This window comes from Flavobacterium piscis (assembly GCF_001686925.1).
GTDB lineage: Bacteria > Bacteroidota > Bacteroidia > Flavobacteriales > Flavobacteriaceae > Flavobacterium > Flavobacterium piscis.
This window is the reverse complement of sequence record NZ_LVEN01000035.1, coordinates 42,654-68,981: the sequence shown is the minus strand read 5'-3', so window position 1 is coordinate 68,981 and position 26,328 is coordinate 42,654. Positions and strand designations below refer to the sequence as shown.

Annotated in this window: 17 protein-coding genes; 8 read left to right on the top strand and 9 right to left on the bottom strand. The window is 35.2% G+C overall.

Annotated features, from left to right (window positions below; translation table 11 throughout):
- Positions 1 to 139 precede the first annotated feature (139 nt).
- Entirely contained in the window at positions 140 to 556 is a 417-nt protein-coding gene (locus FLP_RS15115) for a hypothetical protein (protein ID WP_065450363.1), read from the top strand.
- Between the two features lie 78 nt (positions 557 to 634).
- On the opposite strand, the gene FLP_RS15110 is transcribed toward FLP_RS15115, so the two are convergent.
- Together FLP_RS15110 and FLP_RS15105 are read right to left on the bottom strand one after the other, a co-directional pair.
- Positions 635 to 1,192 carry a DUF6624 domain-containing protein gene (locus FLP_RS15110; RefSeq protein WP_065450362.1) on the bottom strand — a complete coding sequence of 186 codons (558 nt, stop codon included), beginning with the start codon at positions 1,190 to 1,192 and terminating at the stop codon, positions 635 to 637.
- A gap of 43 nt (positions 1,193 to 1,235) precedes the next feature.
- Positions 1,236 to 5,306: a hybrid sensor histidine kinase/response regulator transcription factor gene (locus FLP_RS15105; RefSeq protein ID WP_065450649.1), complete on the bottom strand. Its 4,071-nt coding sequence runs from the start codon at positions 5,304 to 5,306 to the stop codon at positions 1,236 to 1,238.
- A 1,270-nt stretch (positions 5,307 to 6,576) separates the two neighbouring features.
- Here FLP_RS15105 and FLP_RS15100 point away from each other — a divergent pair.
- The 6 genes from FLP_RS15100 (at position 6,577) to FLP_RS15075 (ending at position 17,183) form a co-directional block, all read left to right on the top strand.
- Positions 6,577 to 9,519 (top strand): SusC/RagA family TonB-linked outer membrane protein, encoded by a 2,943-nt coding sequence (locus FLP_RS15100; RefSeq protein WP_065450361.1) that lies wholly within the window; start codon positions 6,577 to 6,579, stop codon positions 9,517 to 9,519.
- A 5-nt stretch (positions 9,520 to 9,524) separates the two neighbouring features.
- Entirely contained in the window at positions 9,525 to 11,132 is a 1,608-nt protein-coding gene (locus tag FLP_RS15095) for a RagB/SusD family nutrient uptake outer membrane protein (RefSeq protein ID WP_083195886.1), read from the top strand.
- Positions 11,133 to 11,163: 31 nt separating this feature from the next.
- Complete coding sequence (locus FLP_RS15090; protein WP_065450359.1) at positions 11,164 to 12,231, top strand: SusE domain-containing protein; 1,068 nt, start codon at positions 11,164 to 11,166, stop codon at positions 12,229 to 12,231.
- Positions 12,232 to 12,331: 100 nt separating this feature from the next.
- Positions 12,332 to 13,429 (top strand): glycoside hydrolase family 53 protein, encoded by a 1,098-nt coding sequence (locus FLP_RS15085; protein WP_065450358.1) that lies wholly within the window; start codon positions 12,332 to 12,334, stop codon positions 13,427 to 13,429.
- A 3-nt stretch (positions 13,430 to 13,432) separates the two neighbouring features.
- Complete coding sequence (locus tag FLP_RS15080) at positions 13,433 to 14,464, top strand: glycoside hydrolase family 53 protein (RefSeq protein ID WP_065450357.1); 1,032 nt, start codon at positions 13,433 to 13,435, stop codon at positions 14,462 to 14,464.
- 283 nt (positions 14,465 to 14,747) lie between these two features.
- Positions 14,748 to 17,183, top strand: a complete 2,436-nt coding sequence (locus FLP_RS15075) for a DUF4982 domain-containing protein (protein ID WP_065450356.1) — start codon at positions 14,748 to 14,750, stop codon at positions 17,181 to 17,183.
- A 433-nt stretch (positions 17,184 to 17,616) separates the two neighbouring features.
- Here FLP_RS15075 and FLP_RS15070 read toward each other — a convergent pair whose 3' ends face one another.
- The 5 genes from FLP_RS15070 to FLP_RS15050 all read right to left on the bottom strand — a co-directional run bounded on the left by FLP_RS15070 (position 17,617) and on the right by FLP_RS15050 (position 23,222).
- Positions 17,617 to 18,786 carry an iron-containing alcohol dehydrogenase gene (locus FLP_RS15070; protein ID WP_065450355.1) on the bottom strand — a complete coding sequence of 390 codons (1,170 nt, stop codon included), beginning with the start codon at positions 18,784 to 18,786 and terminating at the stop codon, positions 17,617 to 17,619.
- A 69-nt stretch (positions 18,787 to 18,855) separates the two neighbouring features.
- Positions 18,856 to 19,734 carry an AraC family transcriptional regulator gene (locus FLP_RS15065; RefSeq protein WP_065450354.1) on the bottom strand — a complete coding sequence of 293 codons (879 nt, stop codon included), beginning with the start codon at positions 19,732 to 19,734 and terminating at the stop codon, positions 18,856 to 18,858.
- 200 nt (positions 19,735 to 19,934) lie between these two features.
- Positions 19,935 to 20,489: an STM3941 family protein gene (locus FLP_RS15060; RefSeq protein ID WP_123921676.1), complete on the bottom strand. Its 555-nt coding sequence runs from the start codon at positions 20,487 to 20,489 to the stop codon at positions 19,935 to 19,937.
- Between the two features lie 33 nt (positions 20,490 to 20,522).
- Positions 20,523 to 22,643: a cation:proton antiporter gene (locus FLP_RS15055; protein ID WP_065450352.1), complete on the bottom strand. Its 2,121-nt coding sequence runs from the start codon at positions 22,641 to 22,643 to the stop codon at positions 20,523 to 20,525.
- Between the two features lie 3 nt (positions 22,644 to 22,646).
- Positions 22,647 to 23,222: a hypothetical protein gene (locus FLP_RS15050; protein WP_065450351.1), complete on the bottom strand. Its 576-nt coding sequence runs from the start codon at positions 23,220 to 23,222 to the stop codon at positions 22,647 to 22,649.
- Positions 23,223 to 23,775: 553 nt separating this feature from the next.
- On the opposite strand from FLP_RS15050, the gene FLP_RS15045 reads away from it, so the two are divergent.
- Positions 23,776 to 24,444, top strand: coding sequence for a phospholipase A (locus FLP_RS15045; RefSeq protein ID WP_243397562.1), 669 nt, complete (start codon positions 23,776 to 23,778; stop codon positions 24,442 to 24,444).
- Between the two features lie 22 nt (positions 24,445 to 24,466).
- Here FLP_RS15045 and FLP_RS15040 read toward each other — a convergent pair whose 3' ends face one another.
- Both FLP_RS15040 and FLP_RS15035 read right to left on the bottom strand, forming a co-directional pair.
- Positions 24,467 to 25,243 (bottom strand): ThuA domain-containing protein, encoded by a 777-nt coding sequence (locus FLP_RS15040; protein ID WP_065450349.1) that lies wholly within the window; start codon positions 25,241 to 25,243, stop codon positions 24,467 to 24,469.
- Positions 25,243 to 26,010, bottom strand: a complete 768-nt coding sequence (locus FLP_RS15035; protein WP_065450348.1) for a hypothetical protein — start codon at positions 26,008 to 26,010, stop codon at positions 25,243 to 25,245. Before FLP_RS15035 ends, FLP_RS15040 begins: the two co-directional genes overlap by 1 nt.
- Positions 26,011 to 26,328: the final 318 nt, after the last annotated feature.

Sequence of the window (26,328 nt, the reverse complement as noted above, 5' to 3'; positions counted from 1 at the left end):
TAGCTAATAGAAATTACCCATCGCATATTAGCTAAAGAGAACTTTTTTTGATTTGGAAGATCATTAAACATGACTATTGCCTGAGGTCAGTTTCATTAATGAACTGGCCTCTTTTTTTAATAACTCTAACTGAATCTAAATGATCTGCAAAAATTACGTTGTTGCCGGCGAAGATGTAAATGATTATATGGTAATGGAAAATACCGCCTATATTTCATACACGCTTCGATTATTATATCATTTTTTATTTAATAACGGATTTTCAAAAGAGAAACTCAATGCTTTGCATCTGGGTTTGCAGGAAGGACATCATGAACTGGTTTGCTATAAAAATTTAATGTTTACTGAACCTTTTTTTGTGGAGATGAAACATTGTTATATCAATGATACAATCAAAATTAAAAGTAGCTTTTTCAACTCAAAAAACGAATGCTGTGCTGAAGTGACGAAAGAGGTCGAATGGTTTGATAGTATTCGCAAAGAAATTATTGCAACACCCAAAGTAATTCTGCAGCATTTTAATCCACATTATCCTAATGTAGTTAGTCGGTATTAAACAATTAAAGAATCAGTTTGTGGCTTTTTAGTTGTAAAAAAAATGTCATTTCTTATATTTTAAAATATTCAGAAAGGCTCATAACCATCCAACCTGCTTTCTCCAATGATTAAACTCCGCATCATTTTGATGCAAGCCCGTTTTATGAACCGAAGGGATGAACTCTACTATAGATTTTTCGTCGTGTGCGTCAAGTTGTAGTTCTTTGCGCAAGCGTATCATTTCGGTCTTATTTTCGACGGGATACATTCCGTTGCTGTCAAACTGAGTGCCGAATTTCTGTGGTCTTCCTTCAAAATAGCATATTCTGTCATGCAGGTAAGCAAAGTTTTGCGGACTGACTTCATCACCAGCTTCGGATATTAGCGTATAACATCTTTTCATAAAAACCGGCAAACTGATGGCGTGCTGAACAATCAGCCATGCTGCCTGACTAGCTTCTTCGCCAACAATTGATTTTGTAGGGTAGCCGATGGCATTGATGATTTCGTTAAGTCGTTTCGCATTCTCCAGATGCACGCGCTCCATATCAGGATTATAGCCAGGTGAAAGTTTCCCTTCTTTTAAAAGTTCTTCGCGTACCTGCAGGTCATGATGCGCCATTTCTATCAATTCTTTAGCGATGCGATTATTCATTAAATTATAATTAAAAGTTTATTTTATTCGTTAAAAATCATAACTACGTTACATCTCTCTTCTGAATAATATTCAACTCCTTATTAAAAGAATTTCTGTATTTTTTAATATACTCAGAAGGTTTCATCCCAAATAATTTCACGAACTGCTGACGGAAATAACGCTGATCTTCTATACCTACCTGAGGGCCTACCTGCGCGATATTAATATTTTCTGTAAGCATAATTACAGCCGCTCTTCGGATTCTGATCGATCTTATAAAAACATTGACGGTTTGTCCTGAAATGGCTTTAATTTTTTTGTAGAGACTTGAATGACTCATTCCCATTGCAGCAGAAAAAGTTTTGAGGTTAAACTCACTGTTTTCAAGATTGGCTTCGACGATTTCGATGCATTTATCAAGGAATTCTTTGTATTCAACAGGAACTTTATTGACATTTTCTCGAAGTGTAATACTGTCTAAGTAATACTTGCGCAATTGCCCTCTGTTTCTAAGAACAGCATCTACACGTGCCAGAAGTATATCGCTGTCAAAAGGTTTCGTGACATAGTCGTCTGCACCTTCGGTAATACTTTGCAAGTGAATATCATTGCTGGTGGTAGCTGTGAGAAGTATAACCGGAATATGGCTTAAATCATCATTTTGCTTGATTTTTTTACATAAATCCAAACCGTTCATGCCTTCCATCGAAATATCACTCAGCACAATATCCGGCAGGTGTTTTTCGACAAGTTTTAAACCTTCGAGACCATTTGCTGCCGAATAAACAATATAGTTGTTGAAAAAAAGCTGCACCAGATAATGATTCATTTCAGGATTGTCTTCAACAATTAAAAGTACTTTTTTGGTACTGATTAATGCTGACTGTATATTTTCAGGATTTGAGGGCTGACTTTTGTCTTCATGAGTATTTTGATTATCAGCAGGCATTCCTTCTAAAAGTTCCCCAACAAGAGGCGACATTTGAGGATGATTTTCATTGATGCTCATTGCTGCAAAGTGACTTTTTCCTTTTGGAAGAATAATAGTAAACGAAGTACCTTTTCCTAATTCGCTTTTACACTGTATTTCGCCGTGATGTTTATTTACAAAATATTTGACTACATAAAGACCTATTCCAAATCCGTTGCTGGCTTTAGACTGAACCTGTTTGAATTTTTCAAAAACAGTATCAATTTCATTTTCAGGAATACCGCTTCCGGTATCTGATATAATGATAGAAACATCAGCAGTATTCTCGATGATTTCGATCGTTATAGCACCTTTATTTGGTGTAAATTTGAAAGCATTTGAGATTAAATTAAAAAGACTAATCTCTATTTTTTCGTAATCGCCGTATATTTCAGCAGGTGTTTTTTCTTCAATAAACTGATAATTGAGACTTTTAACCGCAGCCATTTGCGTAAAGCTTTCGTAGATTTCCCGACACAGGTTATTTAAATTAATTTTCGAAATTTTGAGTTCATCAAGATCTGTTTCCGCTTTTCTAAACAGTAATAACTGATCTGTAAGGCTCAATAATCTTTTGGCATTTTTATAGGCAAGATTCAGATCGAGATCATCTTCAGAACGGTTTTTTCTGTCCATCGCGCTTTTTAGCGGATTTATAATCAGAGACAGGGGAGTGCGCAGCTCATGGGCCATATAAGTAAACATCGAAGACTGCTTTTCAGCATGTTCTTTGTCTTTTTTATGTTCCATACGGGAAAGTTTTATTTCGTAGCGCAATCTTTCTTTGTTTTTGTGGTAAAGTACATAGGCATAAATGGCCCCGGCAGCAGCGATAAGGTAAAAAGTATACGCCCACCATGTTCTGTACCAGGGCGGAAGGATTTTTACTGTTGCCAGCGTTACTTCCTTTGTCCAGTTGCCTAAAACATCAGTTGTTTTTACTTTAAAAATATAGGTGCCTTCCGTCAGCCTGGAATAATTTGCCCTGTTATTTTTTGAGGTATAGTTCCAGTCTTTGTCCCATCCGTCAAGAAAGTAAGCGGTATTGATTTTTTCTGAATTGACATAATCAAGATAAACAAAATCAAAACTCACTGCCGATTTTTCATAAGGAAGTTCGGCGCCACTGATCATTTCGAGCTTTTTTTCGGTAATATAGGGGCTGTCCAATTTTAAGGACTGATTGTTCACCAGCAAATCATTTAATAAAAACTTACCCGTATTTTTTTTGTCTTTTATAGTATTGGGATCAAAAACATTGAATCCGTTGATACCTCCAAAAATAAATTCTCCTGTCGAAAGTTCCGTTCCCGCATTCCAGCTAAACTGACTGCCCTGAAGTCCATCAGAAACTCCAAAATTTCTGAAAGTATTGTTCTTAGGATTTAATCTTGAGATTCCCTGATACGTACTCATCCATAAATCTCCTTTTTTATCCTTTAAAAGACGAAGAATGGTATTGCTCGAAAGACCGTTTTGTGTGGTATATTTTTTGAAAGTGCCCGTTTTTCGGTTGAATAAAAGCAAACCGCCTTCAACCGTACCAATCCAAAGATTTTTATTTTCATCTTCGGTTATACATCGAATAGTATACTCTGAATGATAATTTTTTACTTTTTTTGTTTTGGTATCGATCTCAAAAAAGGAATTGAAAGTTCCGCCCCAGATTTTTCCGTCCTGAGTTTCGTAGAGACAAGTAACATCGCGCAAAGCGGTGCTGTAACAAATGAATTTGTTTTGTTTTTTATCAAATTGATATAATGCTCCGCCATTAGTAACGGCAAGCCAAAGCGTTTTTTTTGAGTCTATAAACAGCAGCCAGGATTCCTGTTCTGCTTTTTTGGTAATCTGATTATAAATAGAGAAATTCTGAATGGCTTTTGATTTCGGGTCAATACGACAGACTCCGCCTTTCCACATCGCCACCCAAATGGCATTATCAGCATCCCTGACAATACTTGTAACAAAATTGCTCTGAATTTTTCTGCCTGCAGCTGAGGTGGTCGAGTAAACATCGTAAGTGTTTTGTTTTCTGTTCCAGTATCGCATTCCGGCGCCATCTGTACCAATCCAGATATTTTTCTTTTCGTCTTCACAAAAAGAAAGCATGAAGTTGGCAGCCGGATCTTCGTCTTCTTTATTGGTCAGCGGATCCTTGCTTTTAAAATGATTAAAATAGAGCGGTTTTACTCCCATCATACTTACACCTCCACGCAGGGTTCCAAACCACATTTCTCCAGTTTTGCTTTCAAATATATCATACAGCGATTTACTGTTTAGTAATGAAACAGGCCCACTGGCACGATATAAAACAGGAGCAGGCTGATTTTTGGTAATGGTAAAAAGGCCCGCACCATCAGTGGCAATCCAGAGTCTGTTTCCCTGCTGATAAAAATCACGCACGACTGTTTTTTCCAGAAAGTAATTTTTAGAATAAGTATTAAGGTTATGATTATATAAGTACGCCCCTTCATCTGTTCCTATCCAGAGTCCGTCATTTGTCAATTTAATGCAATTTGAACCTGTAATGGTAGGGTTAAGAAGTGTTAGTTTTTTTGATTTAATATCATATTGGCAAAGACCGGTTCCGGTGATAAAAACGTAGAAAATTTGTTTTTTTGCATTATAAGCTATTGATCTTGCGATATAATTTAATTTTCCGTTGAAAGGGATTGCCGTGCCAATTTTCTCCCCTTCTTTATAAACTACAATCCCCTCTTTTGTAGCGACGAGAATCATATGTAGCGAATGAACAGCAATTATTTCGTAAGCCGTAAAGTTTAAAGGTTTGATTTTTTTATTAGTATCATAATATTGCAGCGGACTAAAAGAAGATTGCTCTGCATTAAAAACTACCGGTCCGGCAGTTGTTCCTACCCACAAATTATTTTCAAAATCACCTTCGATACAGCTAATAGCATTTCCCTGAATAGAATTTGGATCGGTATGAATATGGCGGTAAACTTTAAAATCATTTCCATCATATCGGTTTAGTCCATCAAAAGTTCCAAACCACATATAGCCATTTTGATCCTGATATATAGATGCAACAGAATTGTTCGAAAGTCCCGATGAAATATCAAGATGTCTTATCGGGTAATTCTGTCCGGATGCATGTAGATGCAGAAGACTAATAACAAGAAAGAACTTTAATTTATTCATAGAAATTTTTTTAAAAAGCATGCTGCTCTTTGATATACGAAAAATAAAAGGGATGTGATTAGAAATCAGGATCAATTTTTTTATGTGAATATATGTTGATAGCTGTGTACTTTGCGAAATTAACACATTTATTAACTAATGCTCAAAAAACACTACTGGTTTTTTACAGGAATGGCGGATTATGATTTTAGTGTTTTTTTGTAATCAACGCTCACTGCTTTGGAAAAAAAGATGCTTACTAGTTGTTTTTTTACCGCAGAGAACACAAAGATTTTATTTAAGCTTAATTTTAAATAAAAACACAGAGTTCGAAGCTAAATGAAGACAAAGCTTTTGAACTTTTGCTTTATAAAAGTTAAGAGTTAAAAAACATACTTGCCACATTATTTTACCACAGAGAACACAAAGATTTTTATTTAAGATTGCTTTAAAAACACAAAGATCACAAAGCTAAATGAAGACAAAGCTTTGTGATCTCTGTGGTTATTAGACTTATCATATTAAAAAAAACTTAGCGTTCTCTGTGGTAAATATTTCTTTCTCTAAGGTTTTGAGGTTAATATAGTAATTGTTTTTTACCACAGAGAACACAAAGGTTTTTATTTAAGATTGCTTTAAAAAAACACAGAGTTCGCAAAGCTGAATCAATACAAAGCTTTGCGAACTTTTCCTTTTTTAAAAGCTAAGAGAAAAAAAACTTAGCGCTCTTTGCGGTAATTTTTTTCTAATAGGTTTTTTGAATTTTCTTATTTAAAATTTAAGCGTATCAAATTGCTTTTTTCAGAATAAACCGATTAAAAAACAACAAACTATTTCATTAGTAATTCTATTATTTTAAAGCTTAATTATTGATGTTTTGATTTTTTTTGAATTAAAAAAATAGATAATATGTTTTTATGAAGTGTTGTACAGACACTTTTACGAAATTGTCCCCTTTTATAAATGAATTTTTCCCTGTCTAAATACCTTGCTCTGTACTTAATTTGCAAAGTGAGTTGACAAGCTACAACGTTTGAGTAATACTGCTTTACTTTTTTGTTCAGAGCAAGTCAATCAAAAAAAACTAACCAATTATCTTAACCAAAAACAATGTAAACATGACCAACACTTCAATTACCATTTACAGAGGAAAACCTTTTCCTAGTTATTAAAAAAGTGAATAAACTTATTTTAAGAAGCAGGTTATAAAACAACTTATATAACGCTGCAATCATTTTGTAACCAACACTAATAAACAAAAACTATCTTAAACCAAACCCATTAAAAAAGTATGAAAAGAATTAAAACAAAATTTTTACTTTTATTATTCTTACTACCTTTTTGTGTTTTTGCTCAGAACACAATTACCGGCGTTGTATTGGAAAAATCTTCCAAACAGCCCATACCGGGAGTAAACATAAAAGTATCAGGCGCAAATATTAGTACCTCTACAGACTTTGACGGAAAATTTAAATTATCCGGAGTAAAAGCAGATAGTCAGATTACGTTTTCCTATACCGGATATTCTAATCAGACCATTCCGGTTGGCACCCAAAAAAACATAACGGTATTTCTTGATGAAGATACTAATCTGCTAAAAGAAGTTGTGGTTCAGGTAGGTTACGGAAGCGTTAAAAAGAAAGACGCGACAGGATCTGTTACTGCACTTACTACAAAAGACTTTAACAAAGGAAATAATATTACGACAGAAAATTTACTGAACGGAAGAGTAGCCGGTTTATCAGTAAATTCAACTGGTGCTCCGGGATCTAGTTCTCAAATCAGAATTCGAGGCGGAAGTTCGCTTTTTGCAAGCAATGATCCTCTTATTGTAATTGATGGATTGCCTCTTGATAATGCTACCAATACAGGTTCGTCTTCCTTTTTAGCTTCACTAAACCCTGCAACGGTAGAATCTATTACGGTTTTAAAAGATGCATCGGCTTCTGCCATTTACGGTTCACGCGCTTCAAATGGTGTTATTATCATCACAACTAAAAAAGGAAGCAAAACATTATCTGTAGATTATAATGTACAATATGCAGCGGGAACGCTGACTAAAACGGTAGATGTTTTTAGTGCCGATGAGTTTAGAAGTGTTATCGCCGACAGAAGAAGCGATGATTTAAGTAAACTGGGAACTGCAAATACCGATTGGCAAAAAGCAATTTACAGAAACACCGGAACCATAGATCAAAGTTTAGCCGTTAGAGGAAGTTTATTCAATATTATTCCAACGAGTTTAACTTTAGGAAATACAGATCAGCAAGGTTTGCGTTTAACGAATACTTTCAAAAGAAACACAGTTGGTTTAGTTATGAATCCTGCTTTTCTTGACAATCATTTAAAATTGAGGCTTTCAGCCAATTACACCAACGAAAAAAACAGATTTACAGATGCTGTTGAAGGTGCTGCTATTGGTTTTGATCCAACTCAACCCATAAAAGTGGATGGCGCTCCTTATGGCGGTTATTTTGAATATACAACCGGAATTGATTCCAACGGAAATTATCCTTTAGTATCTACTGCAGCAAGAAATCCTGTTTCGCAATTGTTGAATACCAATGACAGAGGAACGAATGACAGAATTTTTGGAAATTTCGAAATTGATTATAAATTCCACTTTTTTCCTGCTTTAAGAGCGGTTGTAAATGTTGGTTTTGATGAGTCAAACGGAGACCGAAGAAGATTGGTTGGTGCTGATGCGGGTTCTGCTCCATCAAACAACAACATTCCGTATGGTACAGATGAATATACAGAAGCAACCAGACGAAATAAATTATTAGATACTTATTTAGTGTATAATAAAACCTTTAAATCACTGGTTTTTGAAGCGACAGCAGGTTATTCGTATCAAAAATTTCAAAGCTCAAAATTTGAAACAGGTAATATCCTAAATCCGGATTTACCATCAACATTTCCTGAAACCACTTTGGATACAGATGTTGTTTTATTAGGATTCTTTGCCAGAACAAACTTAAATTTCAGAGATAAATATTTACTAACACTGTCTTACAGAAGAGATGGTTCTTCAAGATTTGAAGAAGCGAATCGTTGGGGAAATTTCCCTTCAGTAGCTTTTGCCTGGAAAATCAAAGAGGATTTCTTTAAGGAAAGTACCGTATTATCTGATTTAAAATTAAGATTAAGTTACGGTATTACAGGACAGCAGGATATTCCTGAGCCAAACGGATACTTGCAGAAATATCAAGTTGGTAGCGGAAACTCTGAATACTATTTTGGTACAAGTCCGGTTCCGGTTGCACTTCCGTCAAAAAGAACAAACAACCTGAAATGGGAAGAAACTACTTCGTACAATGCAGGTCTTGATTTTGGATTTTTAGACAATCGTTTATCTGCCGGACTTGATGTGTATTACAAAGAATCGAAAGATTTACTGGTAAATGCAGCAATCTCTGATGGTAGTAATTTCTCTAACCGTGTGTATCAAAACGTAGGAAGCTTTACCACAAAAGGAGTAGAGTTTACGCTTAATGCGAATGCCATTAAAACGGAGAATTTCAATTGGAATATGAATTTTAATGTATCCAAATTTGAAAGAAGAATCAAAAATTTAGTAAACGGAAGCGATATCTTTTTAGGAGATAATATTGCAGGAACAGGAACTCCCGGACAAATTTTCAGAGAAGGTTATACTCCTTATTCTTTCTACGTATACAAACAAATGTACAATAACGAAGGAAAACCAATTGAAGGTGCTTTTGCAGATTTAAATGGTGATAATGTTAGAAACGATGCTGATAAATACATTTATAATAATCCAGATCCTGACTTTACATTAGGATTTGCATCGAATATGAATTATAAAAAATTCGATTTTTCATTCAATTTAAGAGCGAGTATTGGTAACCGAATTTATAATGCCGTAGACGCCAGCAGAGCACAATATGATGCTATGGAAAACGGAGGGGTTTTAAGTAATGTTCCGTCTCAGATACTAGATACTAATTTTCAGACTACTTCAAATGTAGTATTGTCAGATCTTTATATCGAGAATGCTTCTTTCTTAAAAATGGACAACGTTACGTTAGGATATACTTTAAACAACTGGTTAAACAGTAAAGCATCGTTAAGATTTTCGACTGGAGTTCAGAACGTTTTTGTAATTACAAAATACAGCGGTTTAGATCCTGAAATCACCAATAACGGTGTAGACAAAACAATTTATCCTAGACAACGATCTATTTTATTTGGTCTTAATCTTAAATTTTAATAAAGATGAAAAAATATATTTTAATAACAATTTTAGCATTGACTACCGTTTTTCATTCTTGTACTGATGACTTAAATGTAGTCTCTGAAGATGATGACGTTCTTTCGTCTGATGTTTTATTTTCGACTCCGGAAGGATATAAAAAAGCTTTTGCAGGAGTCTACGGAAATTTAACTTTAACCGGTGTATTGGGGCCTGATAATTCTTCGCTTGAAGGGGTAGATGCCGGAACAAGCCAGTTTACAAGATGTTTATTATACATGCAGGAATTAACGACAGACGAATTGGTTTGGAGTTACGAAAATGACGGAGGAACCGCAGAATTACAACGTAATATCTGGACAGCCGCAAATCCTGTTATTTTAGGAATGTTCAGCAGAACCATGGTTTCTGTTTCCTATGCCAACGAATTTTTACGTCAGAGCACGCCTGAAAAATTAAGTTCAAGAGGTATTACAAATGCTACAACATTAGCAGATATTGCACTTTGGCGTAAGGAAGTTCGTGTTTTAAGAGCGTATGCGTATTATAACATGATGGATTTATTTGGAAAAGCACCAATGTACACTGAAAATGATCCTGTAAATTTTGCGGGGCCTGAATTTAACAGAAAACAATTATTTGATTTTATCGAAAGTGAATTAAAAGCGGTTTTACCAGATTTAAAAGCAGCCAGAACCAATGAATACGGACGATTGGATCAATCTATGGCGCGTATGATTTTGGCAAAAATGTATCTGAATGCTCAGGTTTATGTTCAGGCCAATCGTTTTGATGATTGTATTACAATGTGTAACGAAATCATTGCCGGTGGTTATACTTTGAAACCAAAATACCTGGACAACTTTAAAGCGGATAACGAGAACTCAGAAGAAATCATTTTCGGAATCCAGTCGGATGGAGCGGTTTCTCAAAACTGGGGAGCAACAACGGTTTTAACAAACGGACAAATTGGTGCATGGGAAAACAATGGTGCCGATTTTGGAATTGGCGGCTGGACAGGAGCACTTAGAATAAGAAAAGAATTTGCTCAAAAATTTGATGGTGTAAAATTCAGCCAAGATACAAGAAATACTATAGGGAAAGGTGTTGCGGGCGATCCTGCAAAACAAAGGTCTATTGATATTGAAGATATTGGTGTAAAAACTCAAGGTTATATTTTGTCTAAATTTTCTAATAAAACTACCGCAGGAGTAAACGGAATCAGTTCTACTTATGCCGATACTGATTTCCCATTATTCAGATTAGCAGATGTGTATTTAATGTATGCAGAAGCGACTTTAAGAGGCGGAAACGGAACAACTGCTCAGGCATTAACTTATGTAAATGCTTTAAGACAAAGAGCGAATAGTAATTTGACTGTTGGAAACATTACTTTAAGTGAGTTAACGCTGGATTTTTTAATTGATGAAAGAGCGCGTGAATTACACTGGGAAGCACACCGAAGACAAGATTTAATTCGTTTTGGCAAATATACCGGAGGATCTTACAATTGGGCCTGGAAAGGAAATTCATCAAAAGGAATTTCGATTCCTGCTTACATGAGCGTTTTCCCTATTCCGGAAGGATCATTGGGAGCCAATAGAAATTTGACTCAAAACACGGGTTACTAAAACTTTTTTTAAAACATAAACGATACGAAAAATGAAACACATATATAAAATCTTTACAGTTATTGCCTTAATTACAGGACTTTGGTCTTGTGAAAATGAAACAGATTTGATGATCCTGGAGCCTCAGGAAGCGGCTTTCTCGATGATTACACCTGATAATGGTTCTTCGACTATTTTAAATAAAGACACACCCAACAATATTGCTTTGACATTTACCTGGGAAAAAGTAAGTTACGGAACACCTACAATCGTTACTTATACGGTACAGTTTGCAGCCAGTAATACTGAATTTGCAGCTCCGGTAGATATTACGTCTACGACTTCTACTCACGCTGCTATTTCAGTGGCAGAGCTTAATGCAAAAGCACTTGAATTGGGTCTTACGCCTGATGTTGAAGGAACAATTGATGTTAGAATTAAATCTACAGTTGGAACAACGCTTTCTGAGCCAAAAAATTCTACACCAATTACCATTGCATTAACGCCTTACAGAGGTGTGTTCCCTAAAATTGATTTGTTTTTAGTAGGACCTGGTACCGCTGCAGGATGGAGTGTAACGAGTAACAATATGCCAATTTACAGAGATACAAAAGAAACTGCAAAATTCTATTATACAGGATTTTTTAATAAAGATGGTTTCAAATTAATTGAACAAATTGGTTTCTGGGCTCCGGCTTACGGAACAAACGGAGCAAAAGTTCAATACAGAGCAACAGAAAGCGATACTGATCCGGGCGTTTTCCCTACGGCAGCTGCAGGTTATTATAGTTTTGAACTTAATCTTGAAGAACTAACCTATAAAATTGAGCCCTATACAGGCCCAATGACAACATATGCCACAATTACTTTGACAGGATCGGTATTAACAGGCGATGACACCGGATGGAATATGGATGTTCCTTTAGTGAAATCGGATTTTGACGGACATATCTGGAAAGTTACTCAAACTTTAAAAGCAGGAAAAATGAAGTTTAAGGCTAATGGCGGATGGGATGTAAGCTGGGGCGATAATGGAGGAGATATTATTGTTGAGGCCGGAAAATATGAAATCTGGTTCAATGACTTAGATGGTCGTTATGCGTTCATTGCAACTCCATAAATTGAATTAAAAAAATAAGAGAAGCCTCAATAAGGTTATTTTGAGGCTTCTTCTTTATCTAAAAAGACCTTATTTTAAATTCAAAATTTCACTAATTATCATGAAAAAATATATAAAAATTCTTGGTTTACTTGCGATCACTGCAATTCAGTTTTCGTGCTCGAGTAATGATTCGGCCGATACAGAAGCGGTGAATCCGCCGGATGCAACGGATACTTTTATCAGAGCATCAGATGTTTCTTTTCTTCCTCAAATGGAATCTTTGGGAACTAAATTTTACAGCAATGGCAAAGCCGAACCCATGCTGACAACACTAAAAAATGCAGGTTGTAATACCGTCCGAATTCGTTTATGGAAAAATCCTGTAAACGGTCGTTCCGGTTTAAACGAAGTAAAACAATTGGCTCAAAAAGCAAGACAAGCCGGTTTAAGAGTATGGCTTACCGTTCATTACTCTGATAATTGGGCCGATCCGGGAGAACAGACTACTCCTGAAGAATGGAAAAATTTGTCTTTTACCGATTTAAAAACAGCGGTTGCTGATTATACCGCTACAATAATTACAGAAATTAAGCCGGATATTATTCAAATTGGTAATGAAATCAATAGCGGATTATTATGGCCACAAGGAAATTTAATCAGTAACGAACAACAATGTATCGCTTTATTAAGTGCTGCCAGCGCAACAGTTCGCAGTAAAGCACCAAACACAAAAATAATGATTCATTATGCAGGTGTAAATGGCGGCAGCACAGATTGGTTTTTTACTAAAATGAAAAGTATTGATTACGACTATATTGGATTATCATATTATCCTATATGGCACGGTAAAGATTTAACAGAAGTAAAAAATACCATTGATGCTTTAGGACAAAAATTCAGTAAAAGAGTCCTGATCGCAGAAACCGCTTATCCTTTTACCTTATTACATAATGATCAGACAAATAATATTGTAGGAACAAACGATCAGCTGGTACCCGGCTATCCGGCAACGCCAACAGGACAAAGAACTTTTGTTATGGATATTAAAAACATCGTAAAAACATCAGAATTTGGACAAGGATTTGCGTATTGGGGCGGAGAATGGGTTGCTTTTAAAGGACCACAATCAGCAAGCGGTTCTACCTTCGAAAATCAGGCATTGTATAGTTTTGATAATAATGCCTTATCCGTAATGCAAGCATTCAGTAAAGAGTAAAATATGAAAAAATCACTTACAATTGGATCTTTTTTAATGCTAATGATATTTGCATTTACTTCTTGTAAACCAAAAATGATTAGCGAAAAAAACTCCTTTTCAAATGGAGCAGATGTAGGCTGGCTGCCACAAATGGAAGCAACAGGCTATAAATTTTATGATGCAGACGGTTCTCAAAAAGACTGTCTGCAATTATTAAAAGACCGAGGAATAAACACCATTCGTTTACGTGTTTGGGTAAACCCGAATAATGATAAAGCCAGCGGACACTGCAGCCCTGAGGAAACAGTTGTCATGGCAGTTCGTGCGCAAAAAATGGGAATGCGTATCATGATCGATTTTCATTACAGCGATTCGTGGGCAGATCCCGGCAAACAAAATAAACCGGCAGCATGGGCAAAACATTCTTTTCCGGAATTGTTAACCGATGTGTATCAGCATACTTATGACGTTTTGCAACTGCTGAAAAAAGCAGGAGTAACTCCGGAATGGGTTCAGGTTGGAAATGAAATCCCAGGCGGAATGCTTTGGCCGGAAGGCAGTACAGATAATTTCAGTCAGCTGGCACAATTACTTGATAAAGGATACGAAGCTACAAAAGCCATCGATCCAAAAATTAAAGTAATTGTTCATTTGGATGAAGGAAATAAAAGCGAAAAATTCAGATGGTTTTTTGACAAAGCGACTGAAAATAAGGTAAAATATGATGTAATTGGTTTATCATATTATCCGTATTGGATCAAAACCGATTATCAAAGTACTATATTAGATTTAGAAAATAATCTAAAAGACATGGCTTCCCGCTACAATAAAGAAGTGATGGTGGTCGAAGTTGGTGGTGATTTCGAACAGGTACAAAACACTAAAGAGATGCTTGAAGCTACTATAAAAGCCGTAAAAAGCGTGCCTGATAACAAAGGTTTAGGTGTCATTTATTGGGAACCACAAGGCGAAAAAAGCTGGAGTAGTTATCAGTTAAACGCCTGGCTTCCTGACGGAAAACCGTCACCAGCACTGGATGCTTTCAAAAATTAAATAAAAAATTAAATTTACTATTAAGAAACTAAGTTAACACATTGGGTGTAATTATTTTTAACACATAGAAACATAGCATTACTGAACTCAAAAAAGGCGTTTCACTTGCATTAACACACATAGCTATGTGTGAGAAACAAGTTTCTTTTTGATTTACTTTTTCAAAATCATAAAATCTATGTTTCTATGTGTTTAATTAAATTTTCATACATTTCATTCAACGGATTAAGTGATTTAAGCTAAGTGCTTTTAATATCTTAATGGTGAAAAAATAAAAAATAAAATGAAATTAATTTTTAGATCAATACTGCTCGTATTTCTTCTGGTTTTTTCTTCCGGAAAAATGATGTCACAATCCACAACTGTTTTAAAAGACAATTGGCGCTTTTCTAAAGGAATAAAAGGAGATGCCTTTTCTGTAGATTTTAATGCTTCTAAATGGGAAAAAGTGAGTTTACCTCACGATTGGGCCATTTACGGACCGTTTGATAAAGAATGGGATAAACAAGTTTCGGCAATTGAACAAAACGGAGAAAAAGTGCCTACCGAAAAAACAGGACGTACAGGTGCGCTTCCGCATATTGGTACAGGCTGGTATCGCAATACATTTTCGATTCCGGAGTTTAAAAAAGGGAAAAAAGCACTTCTTATTTTTGAAGGAGCCATGAGCGAACCTCAGGTTTATTTAAACGGAAAAAAGGTAGGACAATGGGGTTACGGCTATAGCTATTTTTATATTGATATTTCGAAAGATTTAATAGCCGGAGCAGAAAATGTTCTGGCAGTAAAATTGACTAATGAACCATTTTCTTCAAGATGGTATCCCGGAGCAGGTTTATACAGAAACGTGAGTATTGTAGTAAAAGAACAGGAAAACTTTGTACAATGGGGAACTTTTATTACCACTCCGGACATCAACGAAAATAGTGCCGTTGTTGATCTTAAAGCTGAGGTTAATGGCAATAATTTGTCGATGGTAACGGAAATAAAAGACGCGTCTAATACTATTGTAGCAACACAGAAAGTGACAGAAATAAAAGATGGAAAGTTTCATCAAGCTATTGATGTTGCAAAACCTCATTTATGGAGTCCTGAAACGCCTTATTTATATACAGCGATTACTAAATTATACGCAGCCGACGGAACTTTAAAAGACGAGCAAACTATCAAATTTGGTATAAGATCGATTAAATATGAAGCCAATAAAGGATTTAGCCTTAACGGAAAAGTAACAAAATTTAAGGGAGTTTGTCTCCATCATGATCTTGGGCCTCTTGGTGCAGCGGTCAATAAAGCGGCGCTAAGAAGGCAGCTTACAATTCTAAAAGATATGGGATGTAATGCGATCAGAAGTTCTCATAATATGCCTTCTTTTGAACAGCTTGAATTAGCCGATGAAATGGGATTTATGTTTCTGGCTGAAAGTTTTGATGAATGGGCAAAGCCAAAAGTGAAAAACGGATATCATCGCTTTTTTGAAGAATATGCAGAAAAAGACATTGTAAATTTAGTGAGAGCTACGAGAAATCATCCTTGTATTGTAATGTGGAGTTCAGGAAATGAAGTTCCGGATCAATATGGAGCTGAAGGCTTGACAAGAGCTAAATTTTTACAGGATGTTTTTCATAGAGAAGATCCTACGCGTCCGGTAACGGTTGGAATGGATCAGGTAAAACAAACTATGGAATCTGGGTTTGGGGCTTTATTAGATGTACCGGGACTGAATTATCGAGTACATCTTTATGAAGAAGCTTACAAATCATTTCCACAAGGATTTATTTTGGGTTCAGAAACTGCTTCGACAGTGAGTTCAAGAGGAATTTATAAATTTCCTGTTGTGCAGCAAAAAGAAAAGCAATACGATGATTTTCAAAGTTCATCTTATGATCTTGAAGCTTGCAGTTGGTCGAATGTTCCTGATGAAGATTTTGTGCTTCAGGATGATAAACCTTGGGTAATTGGCGAATTTGTCTGGACTGGTTTTGATTATTTAGGAGAACCAACGCCTTATGATGAAAAATGGCCATCAAGAAGTTCTTATTTCGGAATCTCTGATTTGGCAGGACTGCCTAAAGACCGTTTTTATTTGTACAGAAGCAGATGGAATAAGGAAGATAAAACGCTTCATATATTGCCGCATTGGAACTGGAAAGGAAGAGAAGGCGAGATTACTCCCGTTTTTGTTTACACCAATTATGACAGCGCAGAACTTTTCGTAAACGGAAAAAGTATGGGCGTGCAGAAAAAAAACAATTCAACTCCGCAAAACCGCTATCGCTTAATGTGGAATGATGTAAAATATGAGCCGGGAACGGTAAAAGTGGTAGCATTTGATTCGAATGGAAAAATAGCTGCCGAAAGTGAGGTTAAAACCGCTGGAGATCCTTATAAAATCATTCTCGAAGCAGATCGCAAAGTGATCAAAGCCGATGGTGATGATATTTCTTTTGTAACGGTTTCGGTTGTGGATAAAAACGGAATTCCGTGTCCTACAGCAGTTAATGAATTAAACTTTAAAGTAACCGGAGCTGCAACGTACAGAGCTGCTTGTAATGGCGATGCTACATCATTAGAAATATTTCATGACAATAAAATGAAGCTTTTCAGCGGTAAATTGGTGGTCTTGGTTAAAGCAGTCAAAACTGCAGGAGCAATACAATTAGAAGTAACAGGTAAAGGACTTCAGAAAGGTAAAATCGATTTAAAGTCAGAACTTTAAAAATTAAAATAACCCGTTGGGTGTAATAATTTTTAACACATAGTAATATAATTCAAAAGCGCAATGCCATTAAATTAAGATATTTTAGATTGTGTTCCATCGGAACACCTCGTCGGTAGAAAAAAAAATGCATCGTGATAAACATCGTCCCATAGGGATGTTTGATAAATTGTATATGTAATCTGTATTATTATTATTATTTATAAAATCAAACGTTCATACGGAACGTAAAAAAACGGCGTATTTATTGGGCTACCAATGAAATGTTCCGATGGAACAAAAAACAAAGTGATTAGGTATTGTCCTTAACAAATTGTTCCATTGAATTTCCTTAACTTAATGACATTGCCCAACGGGTTTAGAATAGTATTTTAAAAAAGAAACCAGACATCTTTTGAATGTCTGGTTTCTTTTTTTATTCTGTTTTTGAGAACTAGTTTGTAACTAATGCATCATTAGCATAAACAATTCCTTCGTAGCAAGCATTATAAATGTCTTTTAAATCTTCCAGGTTTGTTACTCTTGGATTAAAACCGGTACATGGATCGATTAATGCATTATTGGCAATGTAATCCAGGTTTTTGTCCCAGTCTTTTTTTGAGATTCCAAATTCTTTTAGAGAAGAAATATTGTTGACTCTTTTTCTTAATCCTTCAATAGACTGTGCCAATTCTTCAGCAGTTTCAAGTCCGATTACTTTTGCTAATGATGGAAATTTAGTAGTAGCCGAATCATTATATCGAATAACGTTAGGTAAGAAGATCGCATTTGCACATCCGTGCGGAATACCATACAAAGCACCAACCTGATGAGATAAAGAGTGAACAATTCCTAACCAGGCATTATTAAAAGCCAAACCTCCCATAAATGAAGCGTCGTGCATATTTTGACGTGCAGTAATGTTTGAAGGGTTTTTTACGGCTTCTTCCAGATTGTCAAAAACAATTTGTAATCCGCCTTTTGCTAAAACATCAGCAAAATTGTCATCAATATTAGAAACATAAGCCTCAACGCAATGTGTCAAAGCATCTAATCCTGTATTTGATGTTACGTGAGCGGGCATCGAAGCACAGATTTCTCCATCGATTATGGCAATATCCGGAGTTAATTCATACGAAACAATTGGATATTTTACTCCTTTTTCGCGGTCTGTGATTACGGCTAAACCTGTCGTTTCAGTTCCTGTTCCGCTAGTAGACGGAATGGCTATAAATCTGGCTTTTTTTCTAAGTACCGGTACGCTAAACGGTTTAATAAGTGAATCAAATTCGGTATCTGGATGTTCGTAAAAAATCCACATTGTTTTTGCCGCATCAATTGCAGAACATCCACCAATACCGACGATCCAGTCCGGCTGAAACTCACGCATGGCTTCTGCACCTTTAAAACTGGTTGCTGATGACGGATCTTCTTCTACACCATCAAAAACAAAAGTTTCGATTCCTGCTTCGTTTAAATATGCTACAGCTTTATCAAGCGTTCCGCTTTTTTTCATAGAACTTCCGCCGGTTACAACAAAAGCTTTTTTACCTTTTATATTTTTTAATTCTTCAAGAGTTCCGGGACCGTGGAAAACTTCTCCTGCAACAAATAATTTGCTCATCTTTAATAGTATTTAATTATTGATGCAAAGTTAAATGTGAGGGCAGGGCAATATGTTATACAAACAAGACTACGCGGTATAAATTTGCGCCAATTCCTGCTGAAGTTCGGTAGGTGTTTCTTTGAGTTTTGCCCGTACAAATTTATTAAGCGCTGACGGTGAGCTAAAACCGAGTTCAAATGCAATTTCTTTGTGAGAGAGATCAGAAAACAATAATTGACGTTTTATTTCGGTCAGGATCCTGTTATGAATTGCATTTATAGCCGTTTCACCACAATGTTTTTTAGTTATTTCATTGAGTTTTTTAGGAGTAATAGAAAGCTGCGACGCGTAGTATTGCACCGTGCGTTCACTTCGATATTGTTGATTTAATAGTTTTTTGAAACCAATATAAATATGCTGATTTGTTTTTTGATGCAATACAGGATGCTGACCGTGCACAGATTCTATAAGTCCCAATAAAAAGACTTTGATATAAAAACGGGCTTGTTCTTTTTTGACAAGGCTTGGTTTGTTGTAAATATTCTGAATGTTTTTTACAAGGGCAATCGCTTCTTCGAATTCCTGATTAGGAAGCGCTGTACAATTAAGATTGGCAGAAAGATTTACGTTATAAGGACTTAACTCGTTTTTTAATATATCGGAACAAAATAATACTTCTTCAAATAAAATTATTTTACCGGTTAAATCATCGCTGAAATTAGAGATAAAACAAATTTGTTCCGGAAAAACAATTGAAATTTTTCCTGCTTTAAGAAAATGAATTTTGTCTTCGATCTGTATTTCGACTTTTCCTGTTGCCACAATTACAATAAAAAAGTGATCGTTTTTGTGCGGTTGCAAATAGTTTTTTAGATGTTCTTTTTCTAAATCAAAAACACGGAAAGATAAATTTTTATCTTCTGCTTTTTGAATGATTTTCTTAAGCTCGGACCTTTTTATGTTCATTAGATATATTTCTAATAGCAAACAGCTCTTTTAAGTTGTTTGATATTGACCGGATTTTGTTATTGAGATATTTTATTTAGGGAAACTAAAACGAATAATAATTTTGCAAATTTAAACAATAGTGCAAGATTATTATTCGTTAGTTCGCTATTTTAAATATTGAAATAAAAAACGCTGTGTTTATTATGTATTTAGAATGTTTATCTGTTTACAAGAGTACTTTCTTTACTTTCTTGCCATGATGTGTTAAACAGGCTAAAAAGTTCGTTGTGATCAACGTCGATTTCAGAAGCGGAATACATTAATGTTAATTGATTGGTTTCTTTGTTAAGAGCCATATTCCAAAGCATTTTAGAAAGTCTTCCTTCGTATTTTTGAGGATTATTAATAGTAACCACAACCAAAGTGTCGCCTCCGGTTTTTTGTGATTGAATATCGGCTACATCTTCCCAGTTTACAATACCAAATGATTTTGACATAGGAGTAGTTTTGCCATAAAAGTTGTGTTGGTTTAATTCAATTAACGGGCTCTTGTCTTTTAAACTCAGCACACTTTTTAATAAAAGAATCAACATAATTAAGAACGCTCCGCCGGAAAATACCAATGGTTTTATTTTGAGTTCACCGTCAAATATTCCGGCACTATAAAGAATAACAAGAAGCAGAATAACGCAGACTCCTAAAGAAGTGAATAATAGTTTTTTTGTTTTTTTTGCATTTCGGTATAATTTTACTTCTTTTTGCATTGTGTTCATTTCTTGCATTTTAATTTGAATTGATTGTTTGTATTATTTAAATATTCGTCCAATAATTTTTCCAATATCAGCAAAATCATCCAGATTGCTTACGGCTCTTTTTTCGGTAACCGTTTTGTCAATTTTCGAAAATGGATAAATTAAGATATAATTATTTTTATTCAGGTTTTTGTTTAAAATTTCAGGCACATTTTGCATTTGAGAAAAATAAGAATGCATGCCTCTGTCTGCCATTAATACGATCAAACCTTCGTCCTCCTCTAAATTACAGGCAGCTTCCTGAGCTTCCTGCCAGGTCGTTACTGGATTAAAAACAGCTTCGATATTTGCCTTTTTAATAATGCTCCTTAAAATTTCAGTTGTTTTATCGTTGGCGTAAAAACTCATTTTCGCGCCTGAATTTTTACCGATATTCCAGACTCTTAATAATGAATGGAAAAAACCAGGTTCACGCTCTGCATTTGCAGGGATCAATACAGCATATTTTTTTATCGTAGCAACAGGCTGAACGGCATGATAAATAATGACATTTATTTCCTTATTGCGCAAATAACCATTATAAAGATTGTAGGTGAAAGAAGAGGAGAAACCTTTTTCTTCTTCCAGGCCAATAATTAGATCCGTAATGTTTTGTTCTTTGACGACATTGCTAATTCCTAATACAACATCATTATCATGTCGGGTAATGGGATTAAGTTTTACATCTGCTCCGGCGGACATATTTACGGCTTCACCAAGTAGTTTTTCTGCATTTTTTGATGAAGATTCGCTTTTAGCTTCATTGATAATATTTACGGCAAAAAGACTGTCTTTATTGGTTTGAGTTTTGATGAGCAAGCCCAGATTGACTAGTTTTTCAACGGTATTTTCATGGTTTAATGCCAGGAGTATTTTTTCTTTTTCATGACTAGTTCCTGCCACAGTTTCTTCTTTATCTGAATCTGCGATTCGCTGAGCACTTGCCATTGAAACAAATGACGAAATTGTACAGGAAACAAGAATAAGTAAAATACTTCCGTTAAGGACATGTTCATTTAAAAGTCGGACAGGTTCTCCTGCTTCATTTTCGAACAAAATAATATTATACCCTACCATTACCGAAGCCAATGTTGCAGCTGCAGATGCGGCGCTCATTCCAAAAATAAGAGTACCCTCATCATTGGTAAGGCTAAATGTTTTTTTGGTCAAAATAGCAGCAACATATTTCCCTCCAATAGAAGCTATCAGCATGATCGAAGCTACTCCAAGTGTTTCCCAACTCTGAATAAAAGCATTAAAATCGATAAGCATACCAACACTTATAAGAAAGAAGGGAATAAAAATCGCGTTTCCAACAAATTCTACGCGGTTCATAAGCGACGAAGTGTGAGGTATAAGCCTGTTAAGGGCAAGACCGGCAAAGAAAGCTCCAATGATGGCTTCAATTCCGGCTAATTCTGCGAGTAAAGCAGCAAGATATATCATGACAATGACAAAGATGTACTGCGAAATTTTATCTTCGACATTCTTAAAAAACCAGCGGGCTATAATAGGAAACACGAGTAAAACGATCAAGGCAAATACGATCATAGAAACGGATAGTTTGACCCAAAAAGAGGTTCCTACTTCTCCTTGCGACATGCCTACAACTACGGCTAAAACGACCAGTGACAGTACATCGGTAATCATTGTTCCGCCAACAGTGATATTTACAGCTAGTTTTTTGGCGATGCCAAGTTTGCTTATCATAGGATATACGATAAGAGTATGAGACGAAAAAAGACTGGCAAAAAGTACTGTGGTTAGAATAGAAAAATGCAATACATAATAACCGCCAATAAGTCCCAGTACAAAAGGAACTATAAAAGTATAGAGTGAAAAAGTGATGCTCTTCCACTTGTTCTTTTTAAAATCGCCCATATCGATCTCAAGACCTGCCAAAAACATAATGTACAGAAGTCCCGTTGTACCTGTTACCACCACACTGCTGTCTCTCGCAAGCACGTTGAAACCGTTAGGACCTATTACGGCTCCCGCTATAATAAGACCTAAAAGATGTGGTACTTTTATTTTATTCAATAAAAGCGGAATACACAAGATTATAATAAGCTCTATCAGGAATTTTAGCAGTGGATCTTCGATAGGAAGGCTAACGTGTTGTATACTTAATAACATATATTATTTTTTTTGAGGAAGAGTAAGTTCTACAGAAAATCTTGCCGTACAATTATCTTGTCCTGTTATAGTCTGTGTTCCTTTAATGACATTATTCTTGATATCGTCAAGCACCACATTTATTTTGGTACTATTTTTAGAAATACTGTCGGTTTTAAATTCAAGCAGGATTTTATCATCGCTATATTTGGCCTGAAACACACGAATAAGCTTTTTGTTATTTAATACATGGGTGTAAATTCCTGTTGAGTCTGATAAAAATTGCCAGGTTTCGTTACGCTGATCTCCTATTACATATTTGCTGCAGTTCGATTCACGACACAACATTTTACTGTTCCAGATTCCCTGAATGTTTTCCGGCCATTCTTTTATAGATGAAGTAATGTCTTTTACGGTATCTTTTAAGGCATAAATACTGTCACGAAACAGAAGTAGGGATTGATAGTCTGATTCTTTTTCGGCGATTTTTTCTTCTCTTACATTCAAAGCTTGTTCTCTTCTTTGCAGTTCAATTTCTTTCTTGTTTTCGCATGAAATAAAGAGACATGTAAGGAATACTATTAGAGGGATTTTTTTCATAAAACAGATCTTATGGATTACATTTTGTGGAAATAAAAATTCACACTTTTACTAGTGCAAAAGAAACTTTGGTACTACAAGGTACTAAATTTAATTAGGAAACAACCTGTTTTTGGGTCATTAAGATTTATTGGGTTTTATGTCTGGCTGCATAAAGTGGCTTTATAATACATCCTAAAATGTGCAAAAACAGACACAGATCATTCTGTAATAAGTGACTATGATCGTTTTTTACGGATGATGAACTGCTGCTCTAAAAAGCTGTAATTTTCTAAAAAAAAATTACCGGAAAGTTATTGAGTCAACTTTATTTTTATTGAGTTAATGCGGAGCTTTAAAATGGAGTACATTTATTTTAAAATTAAAAAATAATTACAATTACTATTTATAAATGCATTTCAAATACCTACTGATTTTTTTTGTTTTATTTTCAATTAAATCAAATTCGCAAATTTCTCAAATTGTCGAAGAGAAAAAAAATTTCCGAGCAGCAGATTCTCTACTGAAAGAACCTAGTTTTTCTGTTCATAAAGATAATTATTTTTTAACTGGAGTGCCTATAAATACTGATATTACCCGTAATAATGCCGATGTAAAATATCAGGTAAGTTTTAAATTACGATTGAATTCAAAGCCTTTATGGGGAGGATTTTTTCCGTATTTAATGTATACCCAAAAGGCATTTTGGGATATTTATGCAAGTTCAAAACCATTCTCAGAAATTAATTTTAATCCCGGTGTGGCCATCGTTCGTCCGTTTTATTTAAAAGGCAATAGGTTGACTTACGGAAGCGTCTCATTCGAACATGAATCAAATGGTAGGGATTCTATTTATTCGAGAACATGGAACATGCTGGCTTTTTCCTTAAAATCCCAGATTTCTCCACGATGGATTGTTGGTTTAAGAGGATGGATTCCATTGGTTGATAAAGAAGATAATCCCGGATTAACTAAATATGTAGGTTATGGCGAAGCCAGCGCAACATATCAAATACAGCCCGGAAGGTGGAGTGCTGATATTCTTTTCAGGAAAGGAAGCGGTCTTATTAATTACGGATCCTTGCAGACACAAGTAAACTGGAGGCCATACAAAAGTGAGAACTATTATCTCACGCTTCAGTGGTTTGTGGGCTATACAGAAAGTTTGATTGACTATCAGGAACACAAAAGTATGGTGCGTATAGGATTTACAATCAAACCAGAAAATATGGGTATCTTTTAAATTACTTTAAATTCAAACCGAATCACTTTTTATTTGCAGCCCAAAATATTGAATTTATTAAAAGGGTAGTATAAGCTTCATTTTGAAACAATTCAGGTGAATGTCCCATAAAAATGTAAACATTTCGGGATTTAAAATGATCGTTGGTCCAAATTACCGGGTGGTCGCCCATTTTTATTTTTGATTCCGGCTCATAAGTAGATTCGTCTACCGAGCCTATGACATGTACATTTGGCCGTGGGCTCTTGTTATACGTATACCATTCTTCGGTATTTACAAAAAAGTTTGAAGGAACTCCTTTTGTTATAGGATGTGATGTGTCTTCAATATTTACTTTGGCTCTTGCAAAAGTCGGAATATAATCTAAAAACTTTATACCGCCCATAAAATCAGAAAACCATTGCCACATTGGGTATCCGTCGAATTCGCCCAATAAAGTTGCGTGATGTAATCCTACCCATCCGCCTTTGCCATTGTTCATGTATTTTTCAAGAGCTGACATGGATTCCTCGCTCCAGGTGTAAGGAGGATAATCCAGTTGTATAAAAACCTGATATTTTTTTAGAAAAGCTTCGTTTATTGTTTTGGTACTTTCGATATAATCAATTGTAAAACTGCTATCGACAGCCAATTTGTTTAGCCAGGGTTTTGCAGCCTTGGTAAAAGCCAGATGATGTCCGCCATTTTCGTATAAAACCAAAGCTTTGAATCTCGTTTTTTTTGACTTTTGGGCATTACAGTCGGCCTGAAAAAAGAAGCTGATTATTATTAAACAAATTACTAGTATCGAATTTTTCATTAAATTTTAAAATTGTTGTTTTTCTGATTGATAGTGGCTATTGCATTTTCTCTACGACCCGTTTTTAAATCAATAACTTCAAATTTTTTGGTAGAAGAAAAAGAACCTATATCGGTGTCACTATTGATCAAAATGCCACCCACAAGAATAACATATTTGCAATTGTATGTAGTCGCAGCAACTAATTCCTCAATGCGTTTATCGATCGAATCGTAGATTATTTCTGTTGCTTCATAAAGTGGTATTTCGGCTTTTAGGATTCTTTCTTTTTGTTTGAATAGGATTTGTTCAATAGTATTCATCTGATAATCAATTTCTGTAATATGGCCGGGTTTTATAGCATTATTGATTAGTTTATGCAAAGCACCATTGGCTGCACCACAGCAACCCGAAGGTTTATTTTGTCCAAAGCGATTAATCTCACCAATAATTCCTTCTTTCGAAATACCAATATGTGGTCCGTAATAAATAAAAACGGCTCCATCATCAGGAACATGACTCGCAAATGCCTGCATGCCGGTTAATCCCGTAAAAGGAAATCCGTCTAATCCTCCCATTTTAAAAGGACCCAAAAATTCATTTGTTCTTACAGGGTATTGAATACTGTTGACATCATCACTGCAAATACTGTCTGCAAACATGATTTGCGCTGGTTCCAGATCTAGTTTTTCTTCTACATAATCTATGATTTTGTTCATAAAATCAATAGTAGTTAAGGCATCAGGATAATATTTTCTAATAATTTCTAGTTTTTCTCTTTTTTTCATTATCAAAATGGGTTGAAAGTTTATCTAGTCTTCGCAGTTTGTAAAGCCATAAAAGTTATTTTCTTTTTAGAACGCCTTAGCTTTTAGGAGAAAAGTAAAGTTAGATAATTTCTCAAAAGGATCTTTATTTTTTTGAATTTGAGCCTTATTTATTTTTGATGTGGAGAATTCAAAATGTTTATCTACAAGGCATATTTTTTCTTCTTTTGTTTGTTTTCGATAAACAATTGTGAAAAAAAAATCAGCTTTATAATAAGTAAACCATTATTGTACTAATTGTAAGGCATTTTGCCCTTAATTTTAAGAAATAAGTAATTT